Source organism: uncultured Microbacterium sp. (genome assembly GCF_963528945.1).
GTDB lineage: Bacteria > Actinomycetota > Actinomycetes > Actinomycetales > Microbacteriaceae > Microbacterium.
Window position 1 is genome coordinate 121025 of record NZ_CAURWX010000002.1, and the last position, 22666, is coordinate 143690.

Here is a 22666-nt window from a genome sequence, read left to right on the forward strand (position 1 = left end):
GTCCACGGGGTCTTGCAACCCAAGAACCCCCGGCCCGCCGGGGGTTCTTGCGTTAATCGTCCAACCAGATCACGCCATCGTCCGCAGCCTCGGGCCAGTGCCTTCGTATTCGCATGTAAGCGACGATCGCTTCCCGCACCACCGGCGACTGGGTGCCCCAGATTTCCGGATGGTTCTGTTTGTGGAGGTGGAAGGCCCCATAGGCGATCAAGTCGACAGCCTGGATGAGCTGGCTGTACCTACTGTCTTGCATGATCGGATCCTCGATGATGCGACGGTCGGCGATGTCGAGGTCGCGGTGCACGGCTCGGTAGGGTTTCGCGTCTCTGACCGCCCGCTCCCATAGCTCGCGCCGGTGTTCGGCAGTCACCTCCTGCTCCGGCGCGGTCATGCCCTGTTGTCCGTCGTAGAAGATCAACAGGTACGTGTCTTGCTCGGCTGCCCAATCCTCGAGCGCCGCGATGGCGCGAGCATACGCTCCGGGCTTCGAGACCTCGCTGGTGCCGAAGGTGACGGCAATGAAGGACGCGCGCGCCAACCAACTCAGGAGGACCCGGCCCGCAGCCGCCCTCTTGGCGGTACCGAAGCGCGCGTTCTCCTGCGGTGTCGCGCAATAGTTCTTGCGCCCTTTGTAGAGATGGTTCGCGTGAATCTCCCGGTTCTTGAGTACACCGAACTCCTTGAAGATCTCTCGGCGCCCCCGCAGCCAGAACGCCAGTACCGACGACCAGTCCTTTTCCGCGATCAGCAGTGCAGTCAGGGTCACGCCGTGTTTCGAGTCCCCGGAATCGTCGATGTAGCAGAGATGCATCCCGATATCATGGCCGAGCGCGGCGCCTCCGCAGGTTCCCTGTGGACGCAGCCGGTCGGCCTCCGGCCGAGCGCTGGCGCGGCGTTACTCGTCGTCCTTCTTGCCGGGGCCCTTATTGCCGCTCCACGACGGCGGGCCCTGCTGCTGGCTCGCCTCTTTCGCCTTCTCGGAGCCCTTGCTCGAGTTGTCGGGGGCGCTGTCCTGAGGGGTTGCCGGCTCGACGACGGCTTCCTGGGCGGGCTGCGGCGCGACGGCCTGCTGCGTCGCCTGCTCCTGCGTCGCCTGCTGCTGCGTCGCCTGCTCGACGGTCGCCTGCTCGACGCCGTCGGCCGGCGCCTCGGCCGGCGTGCGCACGGCCGTGACGGCGGCGATGCGCGGCGAGGTCGGGGCGCCCGCGCCGAGCAGGGCGGCCGTACCGGCGCCGCCTGCCCCGAGCAGCAGTACCCCGGCGAGCACGGCCGACGCCGTGCGGGCGACCGGGCGACGACGGGGCTGCGGTCGGTGCTGACGGTTGCGACGAAGGGGCACCACGTCCATCACGGCGGTCGGATGCTCGGCCGCGGCCCGGCGCTCGGCCGGGGTGTGCGCGGCGATGCCGGGGCCGGAGGGCGATCCGGACGTACCGAGAGCCATCGTGGCCGGTGCGTCGGAGGCTGACGTCGCGCCTGTTGCGGGGTGTGCGGACTCCGCCGCCCCTGCGCCGGCTACTGCCCCCGCGCCGACGGAGGCGGCTGCGCCGACCCCCGCCACTCCCGCGCCGACCGAGGCGGCTGCGCCTCCCCCCGCCGCCCCCGCGCCGACCGCGGCCGCTTTCCGTGCTGCTGCACGGGAGGCGGCTCCCGCTACGGGTGCCGCCGCGGGCGAGCCGGTGGTCGTTCTCGGTGCGAGCATGTGGGCGGCCGCGGCGACCTCGTCGGCGGTCGGCCGCTCCGACGGTTCGGTGCGCGTCATCCGATCGAGCAGGTCGCGCCAGCCGGGGTCGATGTCCTCCGGGATCTCGGGCGGCCCGCTGACCCGCGCGACGGCGGCGGCGATGCCGACGGCGGCGGGGTAGCCGCGCTCCCCGGTGAGGGCTTCGAGCAGCACCAGTCCGAGCGAGAACACGTCGCCGGCCGGGGTCACGCGCTGACCGCGCACCTGCTCGGGTGCCATGTACGCCAGCGTCCCCATCACCACACCGGGGGAGGTCATCGCGGGCGCGTCGATCTCGCAGGCGATGCCGAAGTCGGCGAGCTTCGCGGTCGTGCGTCCGGCTTTGCGCGGGGCGAGCAGCACGTTCGACGGCTTGACGTCGCGGTGCACGATGCCCGCGGCGTGCACCGCGCTCAGCGCCTCGGCGAGATCCTGCGCCAGCGCGGCGACCTGCTCGGCCGGCAGAGGTCCGGCGAACATCCGGTCGGCGAGCGTCGGCCCGTCGATGAACTCCATCACGAGGTAGCGCGGGCCGGTGCGCTCGAGGCGCGCGTCGAACAGCGTCACGAGCGACGGATGGCTGAGCGAGGCCTGCAGTGCCTTCTCGGTGTGCATGCGGTCGGAGAATCCGACGAGCTGGTCGTCGTCGCGGAGGATCTTGATCGCCACGGTGCGCTCGAGATACGTGTCTTCGGCGCGGTAGACCGTCGACATGCCCCCTCGACCGAGGCTCTCACCGACCTGGTAGCGCCCGTCGAGCAGGGCAGCCGTCGGCGTCGTCCCCTCGGGCATGTGGTCTCCTCGCCGCTGCGCTCCTACGTCTGATGACGTTAGTGCCGCAGAATCAGCGGAAAACCCCCCTTGACGTGGGGCGCGATACCTGTTTCGCCGTCACTCGACGGGGGTGCGGACGTCGTTCCGCCGGTCGCGGCGCACGCGCAGCAGGCCGAGCAGCGGGATGAGGATCAGCACGAACAGCAGCCGGGTGACCCACAGCCATCCCTCGCTCTCGATCGAGTACCGACCGCCGACCCCGAGCAGACCCGCGATGATCCCGTAACCGGCGAAGGGGAAAGGGGGCAGATCGTCGAGGGCCAGCGCCCCGGCGACGCCGAATGCGGGCACGAGCAGGATGTAGATGCCGCCGATCACCAGGGGCACGGCCTGGGCGAAGCGACCGCGGATCGCGTGGATGAGACCGCGGCCGACGAGCTCGAGGGGGAAGAGCAGGAACGCGGCCACCAGGATCGACAGCAGCATCGCCGCGTACGAGATGATCAGCCACAGCAGCAGGGCCATCGCCGGGGGCGTGTCGTCGGCCTGCAGCCCGGGCATGATCCACCAGAAGCCGAGGACGGTGGTGACGAGGGGGACCAGCAACAGGAAGGCCGGGAACGCGGCATCCGGGTCGGGTTGCGATCGCCTGCGCGCGCCACGGGCATCGGGGGCCGGCCGCGTCGCCCGCTGGAAGCCGAATCGCACGTCGAGGGCCCCGAGCAGCACCTGCGCCGCGAGCACCGCGAACGCGAAGTCGGTCGACGACACGAGCACGCCCACGCCGAGCACGAGCGTGAGGAGCACGGTCGCCACCGAGATCCAGAGATCGGTCGGGTTCCTGCGGGCCGACTGCGCGTAGAACTGCCACACCTTCGTCATGTCTCCCCCTCGCGACCAGCCTGGCATATCGCGGTCGGATGCTCCGAACGGCCCTGCTACGCCGTGGAGGGGAGCGTGTCAACGGGCCTGTCGCAGACCGGCCCGAGCGGCAGTCTGGATGCACCACCCCCGACGAGAGGAGCAGCATGTCGAACCCCGAGGGACTCATCAACTCCATCAGCTCGCAGGAACCCACGGTCCTGCCCGAAGAGGAGGACCTGGTCGAGAACGACGACTCGACGCTGCCCGACGACGACGTGTCGGCCGAGGCGCGCATCGCCGGTCAGGATGCCATCGGCGGCGGTGTCAACACCGACCCCGACCTGGGCATAGCCGACTCGCCCGACGAGGTCGAGGAGCGCGACGAATGAGCGGCATCGAGAACCAGGGCGCCGGCGTCGACGCCGCGAACCCGCAGATGCCCGGCGGCGCCGAGGCGCAGGAGCGCTTCACCGAACTGCTCGAAGAGCGCACGCGTGACGGTGCGGGTGCGGGCGAGGTGCCCGCGGGCGGAGGAGGCGCCGACTCCGGTGCGGCCGCCGCTGTGGGTGTCGACGAGTTCACCGACGGCACCGCCGCGGCGGAGGCCGACTCCTACAACTCCGAGCACAACGACGAGCCGGGTATCGGCAACCGCCGCCCCGACTGATCGCCGCCACACGGTCCCGTGCGGGATCGATATGTCACCCCGGATGCCTTCCGGAGCCGACATATCGATCCCGCATGTCGTGTGTCAGGAGCCGGGGTGGAGGACCACCTTGATGCAGCCGTCCTCCTTCTTCTGGAACGTGCTGTAGAGACCCGGGGCGTCTTCGAGCGGCGCGTGATGTGTGGTGAGGTCCATCACGCCGAGCGGGTCGGCGGAATCCTCGACGAGCGGAAGCAGATCGTCGATCCACCGCTTCACGTTGCACTGGCCCATCCGCAGGCTGATCTGCTTGTCGAACAGGGTCTTCATCGGCATGATGTCGGCGTCGCCCGCGTAGACGCCGCTCAGCGAGACCGTGCCGCCGCGGCGCACCGTGTCGATCGACGCGTAGACCGCCGCGAGGCGGTCGACCCCGGCCTTGTCGAGCATCTGGCGCGCTGCCGCATCGGGCAGCAGGCCCACGGCCTTCTGCATGAGCTCGACGCCGGAGTTTCCGTGCGCCTCCAGGCCGACCGCATCCACCACGCCGTCGGCTCCGCGCCCCTCGGTCAGGTCGCGCAGCTCGTCGACGACGGTGTCGGTGAGGTCGAATGTCTCGATGCCGTGCCGTTCGGCCATCGCACGGCGCTCGGCGACGGGCTCCACGGCCAGCACCCGGTACCCGCGGTGTCGGCCGATGCGCGCCACGAACTGGCCCACGGGGCCGAGTCCCATGACGGCGAGCGTGCCGCCCTCGGGCACCTGCGCGTACTCGACGCCCTGCCAGGCCGTCGGCAGGATGTCGCTGAGGAAGAGGTAGCGCTCGTCGGGAAGCTCGTGCCCGACGAGGACGTGGTTGTAGTCGGCGAGCGGCACGCGCAGGAACTCGGCCTGACCGCCGGGTACCTGCCCGTACAGCTTCGTGTAGCCGAACAGCGCGGCGCCGCTGCCGTACTCGCGCACCTGCGTGGTCTCGCACTGCGACTGGAAGCCGTGCCTGCACATGAAGCACTCGCCGCACGAGATGTTGAAGGGGATGACGACGCGGTCGCCGGGCTTGAGCGTGGTCACGCCCGACCCGACCTCGACGACGACGCCCATCGGCTCGTGGCCGAGGATGTCTCCGCGGTCGATGAACGGGCCGAGCAGCTCGTACAGGTGCAGGTCGGAGCCGCAGATCGCCGAAGAGGTGATGCGGACGATCGCATCCGTCGGCTCCTGGATGACCGGGTCCGGCACCTCCTCGACCGTCACGTCGCGGGTGCCCTGCCAGGTGAGTGCCTTCATCGTGTGCTCCGTTCGCGTGGGGGGTGGACGGGCTCCACGCTCGTCGTCATCCGACCGGACGCCTACCCGGTTGACAGACCGACGATGAGACGAAAGAGGTCAGGCGCCGGGGAAGCCACGCCGCGCCTCAGTCGGCGAGTGCGGCGTCGACGGCCGCCTCGACGTGCAGCGCGGTGGTGGGGAACACCGGCACCACGACATCGTCGGCCGAGAGGAGCAGCTCGATCTCGGTGCATCCGAGGATCACGCCCTGCGCGCCGCGGGCGATCAGACGGTCGACGACCTCGACGTAGCTCCGCCGCGACTCGTCGCGCACCACGCCGTGCACCAGTTCGCCGTAGATGACGTCGTGTACCGTGCGTCGGTCGTCGGCCTCGGGCACGATCGTGCGGATGCCCTGCGCCGCGAGCCTCTCGGCGTAGAACGGCTTCTCCATGGTGAAGGCCGTGCCGAGCAGACCGACGGTCTCGACGCCCGCGGCCGAAACGGCGGCGCCGGCCGCGTCGGCGATGTGCAGGAAGGGGATGCCCACGGCATCCGTGATCCGGTCGGCGACGAGATGCATGGTGTTCGTCGCGAGCACCAGCAGGTCGGCACCGGCGGTCTCGAGCGCACGGGCCCGGTCGGCGAGCAGCGCACCCGCGGCGTCCCAGTCGTCGCGGGCCTGCATCGCCTCGATCTCGGCGAAGTCGAGCGAGTCGAGGATCACGCGAGCGGAGTGGTAGCCGCCGAGTCGCGCCGCGACGCGCTCGTTCGCCAGCCGGTACCACTCGAGGGAGGACTCCCAGCTCATCCCGCCGAGAACACCGATCGTCTTCATGGCCCCAGGGTAGCGGCCGGCGCCCTCAGGTCAGCGGTCAGGCGAGCGCCGCGGTCTGCTGCAGCGCGTGCACGACGGGGGCGAGCTCGGGTCGGTCGACGGCGTCGTCGAGGGCGCGCTCCAGCGTTTCGTCATGGATCGGATGCGCACGGTCGTAGAGGGCGCGGCCCGCAGGGGTGAGCTCGGTGTAGATGCCGCGGCGGTCGTCGGCGCACAGTACTCGCGTGAGCAGTCCGCGGTCTTCGAGGCGCGTGACGAGACGCGTGGTCGCGCTCGGGCTGAGCGCGGCGGCGCGAGCGAGTTGCTGCATGCGCATGTGCCATCCGTCTTGGCGGTTGAGGGCGTCGAGCACCGTGTACTCGACCACCGACAGGCCGACGGAGGCGGCGAGGGCGCGTTCCAGTTCGGCTTCGATGAGCCCGTGCAGGGCGGCGAGCGTGCGCCATCCGTGTGCGCGGATCTCGACGGCGTCGTCGGAGATGCCCATGGCGGATCCTCTCGGGGTCGTTGCTTGCGCAAAATACTTGCGCGTGCAATCATTGCTTCTCGGACGCAATATCCCGCGTCTGCAAATACCTTATCAGAGCACCAGGAGCACCACCATGCCACTCGGACTCATCGCGCTGGCCCTCGGCGCGTTCGGGATCGGACTCACTGAATTTGTCATCATGGGCCTGCTGCCCGACGTGGCGCACGACTTCGGTGTCACCGAAGCGACCGCCGGATGGCTGATCACGGGCTACGCGCTCGCCGTGGTGGTCGGGGCGCTGGGCCTCACGGCCGCGACGACGCGACTGCCGCGCAAGCCCGTGCTGGTCGGACTCCTGGTGCTGTTCATCGTCGGCAATGCCCTGACCGCCATCGCCGCTGACTACGGCGTCGCGATGGCCGGCCGCGTGGTCGCCGCCCTCTGCCACGGAGCGTTCTTCGGCATCGGCTCGGTCGTCGCGGCGCAACTCGTCGTGCCCGCGAAGAAGGCGCGTGCGATCTCCATCATGTTCACCGGTCTCACGGCGGCGAACGTGCTGGGCGTGCCGTTCGGCACCTTCATCGGTCAGCAGTTCGGATGGCGCTCGACGTTCGCCGTGATCTCGCTCGTCGGCGTGGTCGCGCTGGTCGGCGTCTCCCTGCTCGTGCGGGTGCCCCGTGCCGAGGCGCAGCACGTGAGCCTGCGGAGCGAGCTCGGCGCGTTCCGGTCGACGCAGGTGTGGCTCTCGCTGGTCGTGACGGTGCTCGCCTTCGGCGGCATGTTCGGCGCCTTCACCTACATCGCGTACACCCTCACCGGCGTCGGTGGCTTCGCCGAGACCGCGGTGCCCTGGCTGCTCGTGCTGTTCGGAGTCGGCCTCGTCGCCGGCAACACCGTCGGCGGGCGTCTCGCAGACCGCGCCATCGATCGCACCCTGCTCGCCTTCATCGCCGTGCTGGTGGTGGTGCTCGTCGCCTTCGCCGCGCTCGCATGGTCGCAGGTCGCCACCATGGTGCTGCTCGTGCTCATGGGCGGGTTCGGGTTCGGCACCGTCCCCGCCCTGCAGAGCCGCATCATGCATTTCGCCGGCGGGGCTCCGACCCTGGCCTCCGGGGCGAACATCGGCGCGTTCAACCTCGGCAACGCCCTCGGCGCGTGGGCCGGCGGTGCGGGCATCGCGGCGGGGCTCGGCTACACGTCGCCCATCTGGATCGGAGCCGCGATCACGGCCGTCGCCCTCGTCGTCATGGTCGTCGCCGCGCGCGGGGCACGTCGCGGGCAGAATGCGCCCGTCGAAGCGGCCGTGGTCGTCGTGCCGTCGCGCGTCTGACCCCGCCGTCGATCACTGCGCGCGCACGAACTCCTCGGCGGCGCGCACCTGCTCGTCGGAGGGGCGGATGCCGGTGTAGAGCACGAACTGCTCCAACGCCTGACGTGTCGCGACCTCGGCGCCGCTGATCACGGTCTTGCCCGCCGCGCGCCCGGCGCGGATGAGCGGCGTCTCGGCGGGCATCGCGACCACGTCGAACACGACGGATGCCGCCGTGATCTGCATGTCGGTGAACGCGAGTTCGTGCTCGTCGGGGCCACCCGCCATGCCGATGGGGGTGATGTTCACGATGATGTCGGCGGTCGTGGTGCCCTCGGCATCCGACTGCCAGGTGAAGGCGTAGAGGTCGGCGATCATCCGCCCCGCGTCCTCATTGCGGGCGGCGACCGTGACCTGCGTGAAACCGGCGTCGCGGAACGCCGCGGCGGTGGCCTTCGCCATGCCGCCCGAGCCGCGCAGCAGCACCGACGATCGGGGATCGAGGGCGTTCTCGGCGATCAATTGCGCGATCGCCGAGTAATCGGTGTTGTACGCCGTGAGCACCCCGTCGTCATTGACGATCGTGTTTACAGAGTCGATCGCTGCGGCCGACGGCTCCATGCGGTCGACGAACGCGATGACGTCTTCCTTGTACGGCATCGAGACCGCGCAGCCGCGGATGCCGAGGCCGCGCACCCCGGCGATCGCCTGCTCGAGATCGGTCGGAGCGAACGCCTTGTAGATCCAGTTGAGCCCCAGCTCCTCGTAGAGGAAGTTGTGGAAGCGCGTGCCGTTGTTGCTCGGGCGTCCCGAGAGCGAGATGCACAGCGTCATGTCCTTGTTCAGCAGGGTCACGCGTCAAGGCTACCGATCATGGCGCCGGCTGTGGGGCCGCGGATCCGGGAGGCGGGGCGACGGACCTGGTCCGTGCTGTGCGCCCCGCCCTCCGGAACCTGCGATCCTCCCCGGATCATTCCCCTGCTGCTTCACCTCACCGCCACGGGAAGGGCCGTGGCGGGATCGTGCTACCTCCCCTATGGTGAAGATGCATGCACAAGGGGATCGATCGTCCCCGTCTTTCCCCAGAAGACGGGCCGCCTTCCCCAGAGGCCAGACGATCCGTGCATGCGATTGGGCCCTCTCGAGTAGTTCAGTCCCCAATGGGCTACTCGAGGGGGCCGCTGTCTCATGGTTGCACCTTTTTCGAGATTTGTCCCCCAAATGGGGGACACAGATCCGAAAAACGTTGTACAGTGGACTCTGACGCACCCTCCGGTCGTCTTCGGCCCTCATCGCTCCCCCCGCGGTGAGGGCCACACCATTTTTCAGGGAGGGTCCGTCTCGGCGGCCCCGAAGTCGTCAGGGAACGCATCGGATGCCGGATGCTCCGCGCGAGCCGTCCGCATCCGATGCGGCGCCGCTGCACCGCCCCAGGCCGCCTCATCGCCCGTGCAACATTTGGATTACCTTCTGATTGCGTCTGTTGCCCTCGGCACCTCACCCGCTAGCGTTAGCGGTGTCGGTGCATCCTGCGTCGGCTTCTTTTCCAGCAGAACAGGCAGTACATGAGCACCCAGGGCACTGTTAAGTGGTTCAACGCGGAGAAGGGCTTCGGCTTCATCTCCCCCGATGACGGAGGCGCCGACGTCTTCGCGCACTATTCCGCGATCGAATCGTCCGGCTACCGCAGCCTCGAAGAGAACCAGCGGGTCGAGTTCGACGTCGCGCAGGGCCCCAAGGGCCTGCAGGCCGAGAACATCCGCGCTCTCTGAGTCGCACGGTATCTCTCTGAGCTCCCCGACCGGAGCCGCTTGTGCGGTGTCCGGCGGGGAGTTCTGTGCTTTCCGGCCTTCGGGCGCGCTGAGCGCGTCGGTGGTCGATCGCGGGGTCAGTGCAGCAGCAGCGCGCGCAGCTCGTCGACCGACGCCGCGCGGAACGCCGCCTCGTCGCCCTCGTGCGCGTCGCTGAAGCCCCACTCGACGAAGATCACCGGCACGCCGTTCGCGTTGCCGCCCTCGACGTCGTGGTGACGGTCGCCGATGAGCACGGGTCGCGAGACGTCGGCGCCGAGCGCGGTCAGCCGGCGCAGAGCTTCGGCGACGATGTCGGTCTTCGACGCGAGGGTCGACTCATCAGGGGTGGCGCCGACGGTGGTGAGGAAGTCGGCCCGCAGCTCGAAGTGGTCGATCAGGGCATCGACCTGGTTCTCGGGCTTGGAGCTCGCCGTGGCCTGCGGGATGCCGGCGGCGTGCACCTCGCGGATCAGATCGGCGACCCCCGGGTAGGTGGTCACGTCGGTGGTGTAGCCGTCGGCCTTGCCGAGCGTGCGGTAGAACGACACCGCTTCGGCGGACTGCTCGGGCGTCATGCCCGCCTGGTCCTGGAACGACTGGAACATGGGCGGGCCGATCCAGTGCACCAGCTCCTCGCGCGTGGGCGCCGGGCGTCCGAAGTGCGTCAGCGCGACGTTCAGACGACGGAGGATGCCGACGGATGCGTCGACGATGGTGCCGTCGACGTCCCACAGCACGCAGGAGTAGGGGGAAGAGGCCATACCCTCCAGCCTATGGCCCGGCACCGCGCGCCCGCGTTGCGGTGCACGGACGTGCAGCGCCGTGGGGTGCGGCCCGCGCCCCCCGCCGGCAAAACGGAGACGAACCACGCGATCGTCGGCGCGTCGGCATCCGACACGCGCTTCGCGCCGCGGATGATCTGGGTTTTCGTGGGTCCGGACGGCCGCAGCGACGGGGTGGGCGTCAGAAGAGGCGGGGGATGCCCGACTCGATGCCCTTCATGTCTTCGTAGTCGAGCACGAGGCAGCGGATGCCGCGGTCCTCGGCGAGCACGCGGGCCTGGGGTTTGATCTCCTGCGCCGCGAACACGCCCTGCACCGGTGCGAGGTGCGGGTCGCGACCGAGCAGTTCGAGGTAGCGGGTGAGCTGCTCGACGCCATCGATGTCGCCGCGGCGCTTGATCTCGACCGCGATGGCCGCGCCCCCGGCATCCCGCACCAGCAGGTCGACCGGACCGATCGCCGTCGGGTACTCGCGGCGCACGAGCGTCGCGCCCTCCGAGATGCGCTCGACCTGCTCGGCGAGCAGCCGCTGCAGGTCGGCCTCCACGCCGTCCTTCTGCAGACCGGGGTCGACGCCCAGCTCGTGGGACGTGTCGTGGATGATCTCGTAGATCTGCACCCGCAGAGCATCGCCGGTCTTCTTGTGGGTCACGCGCCACACGTCGATGACGCCGGCGGTCGCCTCCTCCTCGCCGGGCTCCTCGGTGGTGAGGGTGCACGGCGGGCTCATCCAGTTGAGCGGCTTGTAGCTGCCGCCGTCGGAGTGCACGAGCAGACTCCCGTCACCCTTGTGCACGAGCAGGCGGGTGGCGAGCGGCAGATGGGCGTTGAGCCGACCGGTGTAGTCGACGGAGCAGCGGGCGATGACGAGACGCACCCGACGAGCCTACTTCGTCGCGTCGGTGTCGCACGACGCGGTCGGTGGCGGGCGGGCGTTCGGCGACGGCAGCGCGCTCGGCGCCGGCATCGCGTTGCGAAGGAGATCTCAGGATGGGAAGGAGCGGATGCGGCGTCCACTCCTTCTTTGCGTGAGATCTCCTGCCCACCGGGCGGACACCCGCGCGTCGCGATCAGCGCGCGGCGGGGGTCTTCTCGTCGGCGGGGAGGGGGCGGACGGCGCCGGAGAAGAGGCCCGAGGCCACGATGAGACCCATGAGGATGTACAGCGTGTTCAGCAGCCCGATGTGCTCGCTGATGAAGCCGAGCACCGGGGGCCCGCCGAGGAACGCGACGTAGCCGATCGTCGCCGCGGCGCTGACCCGCGCCGCGGCCTTGGCGGGATCGTCGGCTGCGGCGGACATGCCGATGGGGAATCCGAGCGAGGCGCCGACGCCCCACAGGGCCGCGCCCACCAGCATGAGCGGCAGGTTCGGGGCGAGGATGAACAGCAGCACCCCGGCGGCGGCCGAGAGCGCGAGCACTCGCAGCACGACCACGCGTCCGAAGCGGTCGACCAGCGGACCGCCGAACAGGCGCACCACGGTCATCCCCACCGAGAACACTGCGAGGGCGACGGCGCCGCTGCCGGCTCCGAAGCCGTGGCCCTGCTCGGTTCCGAGGGCGATCCAGTCGTTCGCTCCGCCCTCGGCGAAGGCCATGCCCAGCATGACCACGCCGATGAGGTACGTGCGGGGTTCGCGCCAGGCCTCGAGCGCGACGTGCATCCGCTCCCGCCATCCCGGTTTCTCGACCGGTGCGGGGTCGAGGGCTTCGGCGCGCACCGGCACCTGGGTGAAGCAGAACGCCGCGATCGCCGCGAGCAGCAGCCCCATGATGCCGGCGTGCACGGCCACCGTCAGCTGCAGCCACGCGGCCAGCGCACCGACACCCGCACCGATCACGGTGCCGAAGCTGAAGAAAGCGTGGAACACGGGCAGCACCGTGCGACCCATCTGCTGCTCGATCGCGGTCGCCTCGACGTTCATCATGACGTCGAGGCATCCGTTGCCGAATCCGAAGAGCACCATGCCGACGAGCACAACGGGCACCGACGCCAGCACAGTCGAGCCCACGCCGATCAGGGCGATGCCGACCGAGAACATGAGCATCGTGAGGAGCATGCCGCGCCGGGCGCCGGTCCGCGCCATGACGGCAGGGCTCGTCGAGATGCCGATGATCGACGAGACGCCCATGCCCAGCAGGATGAGTCCGACCTGCGCGTTGTCGAGCCCGAGATCGCTCTTGATGCCCGGCACCCGTGACGCCCAGGTCGCGACCGAGAGACCGCTCGCCGCGAAGATGGCGAAGATCGCGGCGCGCCACCGCACGAACTGCGGGCGCGAGAGAGCGGTGTTCATGACGCTCATCCTATTCGAATCGATTCGAGCACCCGGGGTCGCGGGCTATCCTCAAACCATGAGCAGTCAGGAGCCGCCTCGGCGCGCGACCATCTCTGATGTCGCCCGCGAGGCGGGGGTCTCCGCGTCGACCGCGTCGATCGTCTTCAGTGGCAAGGCGAACGTCTCCGACGGCACCCGCGATCGGGTTCTCGCCGCCGCCGCACAACTCGGGTATGCCGGGCCCGACCCGCGGGCGGCCTCGCTCCGACGGGGCCGGAGCGGCATCGTCGCCGTCGTGTTCGAGGGGCATCTGCGCCATGCGTTCCTCGATCCGGTGACGACGGCGATGATGGACGGCCTCGCCGACGGGCTGGCCGAGCTCAGCTCCGGCATCCTTCTCATGCGCGACGACGGCGGCGAGGGTCTGGCGCTCGCCAGCGCCCCGGTCGATGCGTACGTGCTCATCGGCTGGTCGGGCCGCACCCGCGAATCGGTGCGCGTCGTGCGCGGCCGCGGGCTCCCGGTCGTGGTCATCGAGGGAGACCCGGGCGATCCCGGCATCCCTCGCGTCACGCTCGACAATGCGGATGCGTCGGCGGCCCTCGCGCGACATCTGCACGATCTCGGCCATCGCGACGTCGCGATCGTCACGTTGTCGCTCGGATCGGAGCGGCGGCGCGGACCGGTGACCCCCGAGCGCATCGCCGAAGCGACGATCGGCGTGACCGTCGACCGGCTCGAGGGCACGCGGCGCGTGTTCCCCGACGCCCCGGCGGTCTCGGCCGCGGGCAGTCTGATCGACGAGGGGCTCGTTGTCGGCCGCGAGCTGCTGGCCGACCCCCGCACCCGGCCCACCGCCGTCCTGGCCCAGAGCGACCTGCTCGCCGTCGGCGTGATCCGCGCCGCCGAGGAGCTGGGGCTGCGCGTGCCGGAGGACGTCTCGGTGGCGGGCTTCGATGGCATCGCCGTCGACGGTCTCGGGGATCGTGCGCTGACGACGGTCGTGCAGCCCGCGGTCGAGAAGGGCCGCGTGGCGGGCGAGCAGATCGCGCGCATGCTCGGGGGAGAGCCCGGCGAGACGCAGGACCTCACCTGCGTGGTGCGCATCGGCGCGACGACGGGTCCGCCCGCGCTCTGACCGAGCTTTTCGCCCGCGCGCTGACACCCGGCCCGGTCTAGCTGTGGGCGGGGCCGAGAGGCAGCAGCGCGTCGCCGAAGTCGAGGATGCGGTAGCGCCCGCAGTCGACCACATCGTCCGGGATCGCCGACACGGGCAGCTGCCATTGCACGGTCTGCGCGTCTTCGATGAGGAACGAGACCTCGGCCGCCGACAGGTCGGCGCGGTTCACCAGCCAGGCGTATCCGTTCAGACGGTGGTCGACCTGGACGAGGCGCGAGGGGTCGGCGAGGTGCAGTTTCGGTAGCCGCACCGTCCAGAACTGTCCCGCCCCGGTGTGACCGGATGCCTCGACCCAGTCGGTCACGCAGGCGAGGTCGGCGTCGGGTCGAGAGGCGGCAGCGATCGCACGGGGCATGCTCAGGCCCGCGCCGAGCACCAGCACGACGGCGATCGCCGCGATGGCCTGCCGGCGCAGATTCGGTGCGAGGCGCAGCACACGAGGGTGGGCGACGAGCGCGAGCACCGGGGCGAAGGCGAGCGGCTGCAGGTAGCGGGCCGCGTGGGTGCCGAGCGCGATCGCGCCGACGACCACGAGAAGAGGTGCGAGCCAGGCGGCTCCCGCGACGAAGCGTGCCGCCGCGTCGTGCGATCGGATGCTGCGCACGACAGCCCACCCCAGGAGCGCGGCGATGATCGCCGCGGCGAGAACGCCGAGCGGGGAGCCGAGACGGTCACCGAGCAGTCCGCCGTAGTACACGAGCGACTCCCGCCAGCGCTCCGGCTGCGCGTATCCCGCACCCGTGTTGGCGATCCATGCCGAGAACGGAATGCGCGACGCGAAGCCGATCGCCGTGCCCGCCGCCAGGGCGGCGAGAGCGGCCCCGGCCGTCGACCGAGCGACCGGGGCCGCGCCTCTCCGCCGAACAGCGCTCACGACGAGAAGAACGCCGATCGGCACCACGGCCCAGGCGACGAAGAGGGGATTCGAGAGGGTCGAGACGCCCGTGACCACGAGCAGTCCGGCGAGGAGCATCGGTCTCGGGCGGCCGTGGTCGAGCATCCGCCGGACGATCCCGACGGCCAACACCGTGCCGATCACCGTCGCCGAGTAGTACGTGGTGGTCAGGGGGAGGGAGGCGAGTTCGAGGGCATCGCGCGAGGCCGAGGTCTCGGTCATCGCGAGCACCCCGACGACGCAGAGCGCGGCCACTGCCCACCCGACGGGAGCCGCGCCCGCGCGGCGTCGACCGGCGACCAGCCGCAGCGCGCCGTAGAGGGCGACCATGTTGAGCACGCCGCTGAGCGCCAGCAGCCCGTCCACGTCGAGCGGCAGCAGCGCGTCGAGGGTGGTGAACACGGCCGTCTCGGGCAGGAACAGCACGCTCGACATCGCCCAGTCCTGATGCCCGCCGTCGAGCAGCGAGCGGGAGAGCAGCGCGACGATGAGGGAATCGCCGTCGCGGAACAGCAGTTCGGCGCGGGCGGACGACGCCACAGCGCCGACCGTGATGACGGCCACGGCGAGGGCGAGCATCCACCCCGCCAGCTCTCGCACCCACGTCCGCTGCACGGAGCCACTCTGCCACGGTCGGCCACCGGCCGTCCGCCCTGGTCTGCACGCCCACCGGAGCGTCCCTGACGCGCCGCCTGCGCGGTGGATGTCGCCCTCGCGGCCTAACGGTTCCCTAACGCCCGGTAGACTGGGATCACACCCGCCCGCCTGAGCCGTGACCGGCCGACGAGCCCCGAGGAGCCGCGTATATGCTGATGCTCCTCGCAGTGTTCCTCCTCGGGTCTCTCCTGATGCCCGTTCTGGTGCGCTGGCTGGGAGCTCAGGCGTTCGCGATCGCCGCTCTCATTCCCGCAGCGGCATTCGTCCACGCGCTCACCCTGACGCCGCGCGTCATCGAGGGCGATTCCCCCTTCGAGTCGATCCCGTGGATCCCGCAGCTCGGGCTGAACCTGTCGATGAGCATGGACGTGCTCGGCTGGGTGCTCACCCTCATCGTCACCGGCGTCGGCGCGCTCGTGCTGTTCTACTGCCGCTGGTACTTCCACGACGACTCCGCGGGGATCGGGCAGTTCGCCGCAGTGCTGCTCGGATTCGCCGGAGCGATGTACGGCCTCGTGCTGACCGACGACCTCGTCATGCTCGTCATGTTCTGGGAGGTGACGAGCATCCTCTCGTACCTCCTGATCGGCCACTATCGACGCCGCGCCGCCAGCCGTCGAGCGGCGCTGCAGGCGCTCCTCGTCACGACGCTCGGCGGACTGGTCATGTTCGTCGGCGTGGTGCTGCTGGTGGTGGATGCAGGCACGTCGAGCATCCGCGAGATCCTCGCCGCGCCGCCCACGGGCCCGATCGTCGAAGCGGCGATCGTCATGCTCCTCGTCGGCGCCATCAGCAAATCGGCGCTGTTCCCCTTCCACTTCTGGCTTCCGGGCGCGATGGCCGCGCCGACACCCGTCAGCGCGTACCTCCATGCGGCGGCCATGGTCAAGGCCGGCATCTACCTCATCGCGCGGTTCGCGCCGATCTTCGCGCTGAGCGCGACGTGGCGTCCGATCGTGATCAGCCTCGGCATCCTCACCATGCTCATCGGTGGCATGCAGGCGCTCCGCGAGACCGACCTCAAGCGGGTGCTCGCGTTCGGCACCGTCAGCCAGCTCGGTTTCTTCGCGGTCGTCGTCGGCTACGGCACGCAGGCGGCGGCTCTCGCCGGGCTCGCGCTCGTCATCGGGCATGCGCTGTTCAAGTCGGCGCTGTTCCTCATCGTCGGGGTCATCGACCGGCAGCTCTCGACACGAGACCTCCGCGAGCTGTCGGGTGTCGCCCGCCAGGCGCCGGTCATGACGACCGCGGCGGTCATCTCGATCGCGTCGATGGTGGGCATCGCCCCGACCATCGGCTTCGTCGCGAAGGAGTCGACGCTCACCGCGCTCCTCGACGACGCGATCGGCGGCTCGCCCTGGGGTCTCGTGGCCCTGATCGGCGTGGCGCTCGGATCCATGCTCACCGCGGCATACGGCGCGCGCTTCATCTGGGGAGCGTTCTGGACCAAGCGCGACGAGAACGGCGACCGGATGCCCGACACGGAGTGGCCCGACCCTCCCGTCGGCTTCCTCTCGGCCCCGATCATCCTCGCCGGTGTGACGCTCGCCGCCGGCATCGGCGCCCCCGCCCTCGACATCGCCCTGCAGGGCTATGCGAAGACCGCGACGCCGGGGCTCGACCATGAGGGAGTCGCCGCCGAGGGACCAGGGCACCTGGCGCTGTGGCACGGACTCGAGCCGGCCCTCGGCATCTCGATCGCCACGATCCTGCTCGGCGTCGGCCTGTTCCTGCTCACGCGACGCACCGGGTGGGACCGCAAGGCGCGGCTGCTGCCGTTCACCGCCGCTGACGCCTACTACCTCGTGATGCGCGGCATCGACCGACTGTCGGTGCTCAGCACCACGCTCACCCAGCGCGGTTCACTGCCGGTCTATGTCGGCACGATCTTCGTCGTGTTCGTCGCCGCCGAGGTGACGGCGCTCGTCGCCACCGACATCGAGCGCTTCCAGCTCTCGGCCTGGCACACCCCGGTGCAGATCGTGGTGGCGCCGATCATGGCGGCGGCCGGCGTCTTCGCCGTACGTGCGCAGAAGCGCTACACCGGCGTGGTGCTGGTGTCGGTCACGGGCCTCGGCATGGTCGTGCTCTTTGCCACCAGCGGTGCGCCCGACCTCGCCCTCACGCAGATCCTCGTCGAGACCGTCACCCTCGTGACCTTCGCGCTCGTGCTGCGCCGCCTGCCGTCGAAGATGGGCGAGCACAACGCCTCGGTGAGCAGGCTCCCGCGCGCGCTGCTCGCGATCGGCGCCGGTCTCACAATGGCCCTCGTCGCGGTCGTGGCGACCCAGTCGCGCATCCACGAACCGATCTCGACCTCGTTCGCCCGTCTCGCCTACGAGATCGGCCACGGCAAGAACGTCGTCAACGTCGCCCTCGTCGACCTCCGCGGGTGGGACACGATGGGCGAGCTGTCGGTGCTCGTGCTCGCCGCGACGGGTGTCGCCTCGCTCGTGTTCGTCACCCACCGCGCCGATCTGCTCTCGGCGACCAAGACCCTTCCGCGCACCAAGCGTCGTGCCGCTCGCCGCATGCCGCTCGTCGAGACGACCGACGGCATCCGCTTCCAGACCTCCGAGAACGAGAGCAGCCCGCGCGCCTGGCTCGTCGGCGGCACCAAGATGAAGCCCGAGAACCGGTCGATCCTGCTCGAGGTGATCGTGCGGGTGCTGTTCCACACGATCATCGTCGTGTCGATCTTCCTGCTCTTCTCGGGGCACAACCTCCCGGGTGGCGGGTTCGCCGGCGGCCTCGTCGCGGGCATGGCCCTCGTCATGCGCTACGTCGCGGGTGGCCGCTGGGAGCTGGGTGCCGCGGCGCCGACCGATGCCGGTCGACTGCTCGGCGCCGGTCTCATCCTCGCGGTGGGGGCCGCTCTCATCCCCCTCTTCTTCGGCCAGGCGCCGCTCACGAGCACGTTCTGGGAGTGGGAGATCCCCGGGTTCGGCCACATGGAGTTCGTCACCTCGACGATCTTCGACGTGGGCGTCTACCTCGTGGTGATCGGACTCGTGCTCGACGTGCTGCGCAGCCTCGGCGCCGAGGTCGACCGGCAGACCCAGGCGCTGCGTGAGGCACCGTCGGGTGCGGCGTCGAGCTCGGGTTCGGCGCGTTCGACCGAGGGGCGGGTGAGCCGTTGATGGACACCTCGCTCACCCTCATCGTCATCATGGCCGTGCTCTTCGCCTGCGGCGTCTACGCCATGCTCGAGCGCAGCCTGACCCGCGTTCTCATCGGCTTCCTGCTCTTGGGCAACGCCGTGAACCTGCTGCTGCTGATCGTGATGGGCGTGCCGAGCAAGGCGCCGTTCTACGGCGTCGACGGCGACATCAGCGACCCGCTGCCGCAGGCCCTGACGCTCACGGCCATCGTCATCACGTTCGCCGTATCCGCGTTCCTGCTCGCGCTCATCTATCGCTCGTGGCAGCTGGGCCAGGCCGACACCGTGGCCGACGACGAGGCCGACATCGCGCTGCGCGAGCGCTCCGACGCCGACGAGGACCTCATGGACGACGAGTCCGAGAGCGACGACGAGGCGACGACCGACTTCGTGGGGGTGCAGACGGCTCCGATCACGGTGCTGCACATGCGCGATCATCCCGCCATCGTCGACGACGCCCCGGTCGACCGGGCATACCCCGCGAGCGGTGCGGATGCGGGTGGCGTGGACTCGGACGCCGACGCGGGGGACGAGAGCGATGGCGACGCGGATGCTCTCGCCGACGGTGATGCGGATGCCGACGTGGTGGCCGACGCCGGTGCGCGGGGGCGTGAAAGTGCCGGTGGGCGGGAGAGCGAAGCGGATGCCGACGTGGTCGCCGCGCCTGCGTACGGAGACACCGACGCGGAGGCCCGCGCCGACGGCACGTTCGGAGGCCGGGCCGCCGAACGGCGGGCCGATGCCGGCGGCGATGCGGATGCCGCGGCCGAAGAAGAGGAGCGGGAGGAGACCGTCGACGGCGGATCGCCCGTGCTCAGCGCCGAGTCGGCCCCGCCCGACGACGAGGACGACGTCCACGAGGTGGACGACACCGACGACGATCCAGTGCGACGGGATGCCGACAACCCGGGCGTGCTGCGCACCGCCGCTGACACGCACGCCGACGACGTCGACGACACCGACGCGGCCGAGGCCCACGCAGACGTACCCGGGGAGACGGAGAAGCCCGCGGGTGCGGACGGATCCTCCGACACCGGAGCATCCACCGCCGGGGCATCCGACACCGCAGCATCCGATGCCGACGACGATCCGCGGGCGGAACATCGCCCCGCCGAGCCTCGCCCCACCGACCGACCCGCTGAGACCGACGAGGAGGAGAGCCGATGACGACGCTCGTCCCCCTCCTGGTCGGCCTTCCGCTGCTGGGTGCGGCCATCACGCTCGTCTTCGGGCGCAACGCTCGCCTGCAGGTGCTCGTCACCGTCGTGACGCTCGCCGCCGTATCGGTGATCGCCGCGGTGCTGCTCATCGCGGTCGACGCCGCCGACACCCCCATGGCGGTCTCGGTCGGAGGATGGCCGGTACCCTTCGGCATCGTGCTCTACGTCGACCGGCTGGCGGCGCTGCTCGTGCTGGTGTCGAGCATCGTGCTGCTCGCGGTGCTGCTCTTCTCCATCGGTCAGGGCGCCGCCGATGGGACGGACGAGACCCCGATCTCGATCTTCAACCCGTCGTACCTCATCCTCGCCGCCGGCATCTTCAACGCATTCATCGCCGGCGACCTGTTCAACCTCTACGTCGGATTCGAGATCCTGCTCGTCGCGTCGTACGTGCTCATCACCCTGGGCAGCACCGAGTCGCGCATCCGCACCGGCGCGGTGTACATCGTCGTGTCGCTGGTGTCGTCGATCCTGTTCCTCGCGTCGATCGCGATGATCTACGGCGCGGTCGGCACGGTGAACATGGCGCAGATCGCCGAGCGCATGTCCGATCTGCCGCAGGAGACCCAGCTCGTCCTGCACCTCATGCTCGTCGTGGCCTTCGGCATCAAGGCCGCGATCTTCCCGGTCTCGTTCTGGCTGCCGGACTCCTACCCGACGGCGCCCGCACCGGTCACCGCCGTCTTCGCGGGGTTGCTGACGAAGGTCGGCGTCTACGCGCTCATCCGCACCGAGACGCAGCTCTTCGCCTCGAACAGCATCGACACCGTGCTGCTCATCATCGCGCTCGCCACCATGATCGTCGGCGTGCTGGGCGCCGTCGCGCAGGCCGAACTCAAACGCATCCTGTCGTTCACGCTCGTCAGCCACGTCGGGTACATGATCTTCGGCCTCGCGATCGCGACGCCCGCGGCGATCGGCGCAACGGTGTACTACATCGTGCACCACATCGTCGTGCAGACCACCCTGTTCCTCGCGGTGGGCCTGATCGAACGCCGGGCGGGCAGTACGTCGATCCTGCGGGTGAAGGGGCTGCTCAAGATCGCGCCCGTGATCGCCGTGCTCTACTTCATCCCCGCCATCAACCTCGGCGGGCTCCCACCCTTCTCGGGGTTCATCGGCAAGTTTGCGCTGTTCGAGGCCGCGGCCTCGGTCGGCACCCCGCTCATGCTCGTGCTGATCGGTGGCGGCATCGTCACGTCGCTCCTCACGCTCTATGCGCTCATGCGCGCCTGGAACCTCGCGTTCTGGCGCGAGGAGGAGGACTCCAGCGAGACCGAGGGGCGCATCTCGTACCTCGGCAACGCACCCGCCGCCGACGAGCAGCAGGAGCGCCGCCGCATCCCCCGGATCATGACCCTCGCCACCGCGGGCATGGTCGCCGTGACCGTCGCCCTGACGGTGTTCGCCGGTCCGCTCTACGAACTGTGCGACCGCATCGGCGAAACGCTGCTCGAACCGGTCAACCTCGTGCAGCTCGAAGACGAGGTGGTCGGATGAGCCGCGACAACGCGCGCCACTTCTGGCGCGACCTTCGAGTGCAGCTGCCATTCCTGGCCTGGCTCGTGGTGCTGTGGATGCTCCTGTGGAGCCAGTTCACGCTGCTCGCCTTCGTCTCGGGACTCGTCGTCGCCGTCTTCGTGACCCGGGTGTTCCGTCTGCCGACGGTCGAGCTCTCCGGGCGCCTCAACGTCTTCTACGCGGCGCTCTTCGTGGTGCAGTTCCTCTGGGCGCTGCTCAAGGGCGCGCTGTCGGTCACCGTGCAGGTGTTCGACTTCCGCCACCAGCCGGGCACGGCCATCGTCGCGGTGCCGCTGCGCTACGCCGACGACCTCGTGATGACGCACGTCGCCGTGGTGTCGTCGCTCGTTCCCGGATCGCTCGTCGTCGAGGCCGATCGCGACCGCCGGGTGCTCTACATGCACGTCATCGGCGTGAAGGACCGCGCGGGAGTCGAGCGACAGCGCCAGATCGTGCTGCGCTGGGAGAAGCGGGTCGTCCGTGCGCTCGGCGACCCCGCGCAGTACCGCGCCCTCAAGGCCGACGAGCGGGCGGAACGTGCGGCCGGCTCTGCATCGACGAAGGGAGGGGTGCGGTGAACATCCTCCTGCTGATCATCATGATCGTGTTCGGTATCGCGGCGATCCTCACGGTGGTGCGCATCTTCCGCGGACCGACGATCCTCGACCGCGCCGTCGCGTCCGACGTGCTGCTGACCGAGGTGATGTGCGTGCTCGGGGCTGAGATGGCGATCAACGGCCACACCCGCAGCATCCCCGTGCTGCTCATCATCGCGGCGGTCGGCGTGTTCGGATCGATCTCGGTCGCCCGATTCGTCGCCAGAAGGGACAACACGACACCATGAACGTCTTCGGTCTCGTCATTCCCGACGCCGTGATCGACACGGCGGTGCTGGTGCTCATCCTCCTCGGCGCGCTGCTGTGCCTCTCGGCCGCGGTCGGGCTGCTGCACTTTCGCGACGTGCCGTCGCGACTGCACGCCGCCACGAAGCCGCAGGTGCTCGGGCTGGTGTTTATCTGCATCGCGATCGCCTTGGCGCAGCGCAGTGTGGGCGGGTTCCTGCTCGGTCTCGCCCTGGTCGCGCCGATCGTGCTCATGCAGTTCGCGACCGCGCCGCTGTCGGCGCACATCGTCGGGCGGCAGGCCTACCGCAACGGCTCGGCCGACCAGCGCCACCTCGTCGTCGACGAGCTCGCCGAGTCGAAGCAGACCCCGCCGGCCGCCGGGTAGGGCTGGCCGTCGGGTAGGGCCGCCGCCGGGTAGGGCCGGCCGTAGGGCGAGGGCTGG

Annotated in this window: 21 protein-coding genes and 1 pseudogene; 11 read left to right on the forward strand and 11 right to left on the reverse strand. The window is 70.0% G+C overall.

Annotated features, from left to right (window positions below):
* Nucleotides 1-52: 52 nt before the first annotated feature.
* From RWS82_RS07730 to RWS82_RS07740, 3 genes are all read right to left on the reverse strand, one after another.
* On the reverse strand, nt 53-811 hold the full coding sequence (locus tag RWS82_RS07730) for a DUF3800 domain-containing protein (protein WP_314648469.1): 759 nt from the start codon (nt 809-811) through the stop codon (nt 53-55).
* A gap of 84 nt (nt 812-895) precedes the next feature.
* Nucleotides 896-2515 (reverse strand): serine/threonine-protein kinase, encoded by a 1620-nt coding sequence (locus RWS82_RS07735; RefSeq protein ID WP_314648471.1) that lies wholly within the window; start codon nt 2513-2515, stop codon nt 896-898.
* Nucleotides 2516-2614: 99 nt separating this feature from the next.
* Nucleotides 2615-3379, reverse strand: a complete 765-nt coding sequence (locus RWS82_RS07740; protein ID WP_314648474.1) for a hypothetical protein — start codon at nt 3377-3379, stop codon at nt 2615-2617.
* 146 nt (nt 3380-3525) lie between these two features.
* Between RWS82_RS07740 and RWS82_RS07745 the strand changes: the two genes are divergently transcribed.
* Together RWS82_RS07745 and RWS82_RS07750 are read left to right on the forward strand one after the other, a co-directional pair.
* On the forward strand, nt 3526-3750 hold the full coding sequence (locus RWS82_RS07745) for a hypothetical protein (protein WP_314648476.1): 225 nt from the start codon (nt 3526-3528) through the stop codon (nt 3748-3750).
* On the forward strand, nt 3747-4028 hold the full coding sequence (locus RWS82_RS07750; protein WP_314648478.1) for a hypothetical protein: 282 nt from the start codon (nt 3747-3749) through the stop codon (nt 4026-4028). The genes RWS82_RS07745 and RWS82_RS07750 overlap by 4 nt, the downstream gene beginning before the upstream one ends.
* Before the next feature lie 84 nt (nt 4029-4112).
* Here RWS82_RS07750 and RWS82_RS07755 read toward each other — a convergent pair whose 3' ends face one another.
* The 3 genes from RWS82_RS07755 to RWS82_RS07765 all read right to left on the reverse strand — a co-directional run bounded on the left by RWS82_RS07755 (nt 4113) and on the right by RWS82_RS07765 (nt 6601).
* Nucleotides 4113-5294, reverse strand: a complete 1182-nt coding sequence (locus tag RWS82_RS07755; RefSeq protein WP_314648481.1) for an alcohol dehydrogenase catalytic domain-containing protein — start codon at nt 5292-5294, stop codon at nt 4113-4115.
* 127 nt (nt 5295-5421) lie between these two features.
* Entirely contained in the window at nt 5422-6114 is a 693-nt protein-coding gene (locus RWS82_RS07760) for an aspartate/glutamate racemase family protein (RefSeq protein ID WP_314648483.1), read from the reverse strand.
* Nucleotides 6115-6151: 37 nt separating this feature from the next.
* On the reverse strand, nt 6152-6601 hold the full coding sequence (locus RWS82_RS07765; protein ID WP_314648485.1) for a MarR family transcriptional regulator: 450 nt from the start codon (nt 6599-6601) through the stop codon (nt 6152-6154).
* A gap of 115 nt (nt 6602-6716) precedes the next feature.
* On the opposite strand from RWS82_RS07765, the gene RWS82_RS07770 reads away from it, so the two are divergent.
* Nucleotides 6717-7913 (forward strand): MFS transporter, encoded by a 1197-nt coding sequence (locus RWS82_RS07770; RefSeq protein ID WP_314648486.1) that lies wholly within the window; start codon nt 6717-6719, stop codon nt 7911-7913.
* A gap of 12 nt (nt 7914-7925) precedes the next feature.
* Here RWS82_RS07770 and RWS82_RS07775 read toward each other — a convergent pair whose 3' ends face one another.
* A complete protein-coding gene (locus RWS82_RS07775) occupies nt 7926-8747 on the reverse strand; it encodes a shikimate 5-dehydrogenase (RefSeq protein ID WP_314648489.1) in 822 nt (273 codons plus the stop codon).
* Between the two features lie 710 nt (nt 8748-9457).
* Here RWS82_RS07775 and RWS82_RS07780 point away from each other — a divergent pair.
* Nucleotides 9458-9664 carry a cold-shock protein gene (locus tag RWS82_RS07780; RefSeq protein WP_314648492.1) on the forward strand — a complete coding sequence of 69 codons (207 nt, stop codon included), beginning with the start codon at nt 9458-9460 and terminating at the stop codon, nt 9662-9664.
* Between the two features lie 116 nt (nt 9665-9780).
* On the opposite strand, the gene RWS82_RS07785 is transcribed toward RWS82_RS07780, so the two are convergent.
* From RWS82_RS07785 to RWS82_RS07795, 3 genes are all read right to left on the reverse strand, one after another.
* A complete protein-coding gene (locus tag RWS82_RS07785; protein ID WP_314648495.1) occupies nt 9781-10446 on the reverse strand; it encodes an HAD hydrolase-like protein in 666 nt (221 codons plus the stop codon).
* A 202-nt stretch (nt 10447-10648) separates the two neighbouring features.
* On the reverse strand, nt 10649-11344 hold the full coding sequence (gene nucS / locus RWS82_RS07790) for an endonuclease NucS (RefSeq protein ID WP_314648498.1): 696 nt from the start codon (nt 11342-11344) through the stop codon (nt 10649-10651).
* Between the two features lie 193 nt (nt 11345-11537).
* Nucleotides 11538-12764, reverse strand: a complete 1227-nt coding sequence (locus RWS82_RS07795) for an MFS transporter (RefSeq protein ID WP_314648501.1) — start codon at nt 12762-12764, stop codon at nt 11538-11540.
* A gap of 58 nt (nt 12765-12822) precedes the next feature.
* Between RWS82_RS07795 and RWS82_RS07800 the strand changes: the two genes are divergently transcribed.
* Entirely contained in the window at nt 12823-13884 is a 1062-nt protein-coding gene (locus RWS82_RS07800; protein ID WP_314648503.1) for a LacI family DNA-binding transcriptional regulator, read from the forward strand.
* Between the two features lie 37 nt (nt 13885-13921).
* Here RWS82_RS07800 and RWS82_RS07805 read toward each other — a convergent pair whose 3' ends face one another.
* The gene (locus RWS82_RS07805) at nt 13922-15436 is read right to left on the reverse strand and encodes a hypothetical protein (RefSeq protein WP_314648506.1); all 1515 of its coding nucleotides are present in this window, start codon (nt 15434-15436) and stop codon (nt 13922-13924) included.
* A gap of 191 nt (nt 15437-15627) precedes the next feature.
* On the opposite strand from RWS82_RS07805, the gene RWS82_RS07810 reads away from it, so the two are divergent.
* The 6 genes and pseudogenes from RWS82_RS07810 (at nt 15628) to mnhG (ending at nt 22609) form a co-directional block, all read left to right on the forward strand.
* Entirely contained in the window at nt 15628-18618 is a 2991-nt protein-coding gene (locus RWS82_RS07810) for a Na+/H+ antiporter subunit A (RefSeq protein ID WP_314648509.1), read from the forward strand.
* Nucleotides 18618-19109, forward strand: a pseudogene (locus RWS82_RS07815) (Na(+)/H(+) antiporter subunit C); the annotation flags it as partial. The gene RWS82_RS07810 and the pseudogene RWS82_RS07815, both read left to right, overlap by 1 nt.
* Nucleotides 19110-19801: 692 nt before the next feature.
* A complete protein-coding gene (locus tag RWS82_RS07820) occupies nt 19802-21358 on the forward strand; it encodes a Na+/H+ antiporter subunit D (RefSeq protein WP_314648511.1) in 1557 nt (518 codons plus the stop codon).
* Nucleotides 21355-21957, forward strand: a complete 603-nt coding sequence (locus tag RWS82_RS07825) for a Na+/H+ antiporter subunit E (RefSeq protein WP_314648514.1) — start codon at nt 21355-21357, stop codon at nt 21955-21957. The genes RWS82_RS07820 and RWS82_RS07825 overlap by 4 nt, the downstream gene beginning before the upstream one ends.
* The gene (locus tag RWS82_RS07830) at nt 21954-22223 is read left to right on the forward strand and encodes a monovalent cation/H+ antiporter complex subunit F (RefSeq protein WP_314648515.1); all 270 of its coding nucleotides are present in this window, start codon (nt 21954-21956) and stop codon (nt 22221-22223) included. Before RWS82_RS07825 ends, RWS82_RS07830 begins: the two co-directional genes overlap by 4 nt.
* Nucleotides 22220-22609, forward strand: coding sequence for a monovalent cation/H(+) antiporter subunit G (gene mnhG, locus RWS82_RS07835; RefSeq protein ID WP_314648518.1), 390 nt, complete (start codon nt 22220-22222; stop codon nt 22607-22609). The genes RWS82_RS07830 and mnhG overlap by 4 nt, the downstream gene beginning before the upstream one ends.
* Nucleotides 22610-22666 lie beyond the last annotated feature (57 nt).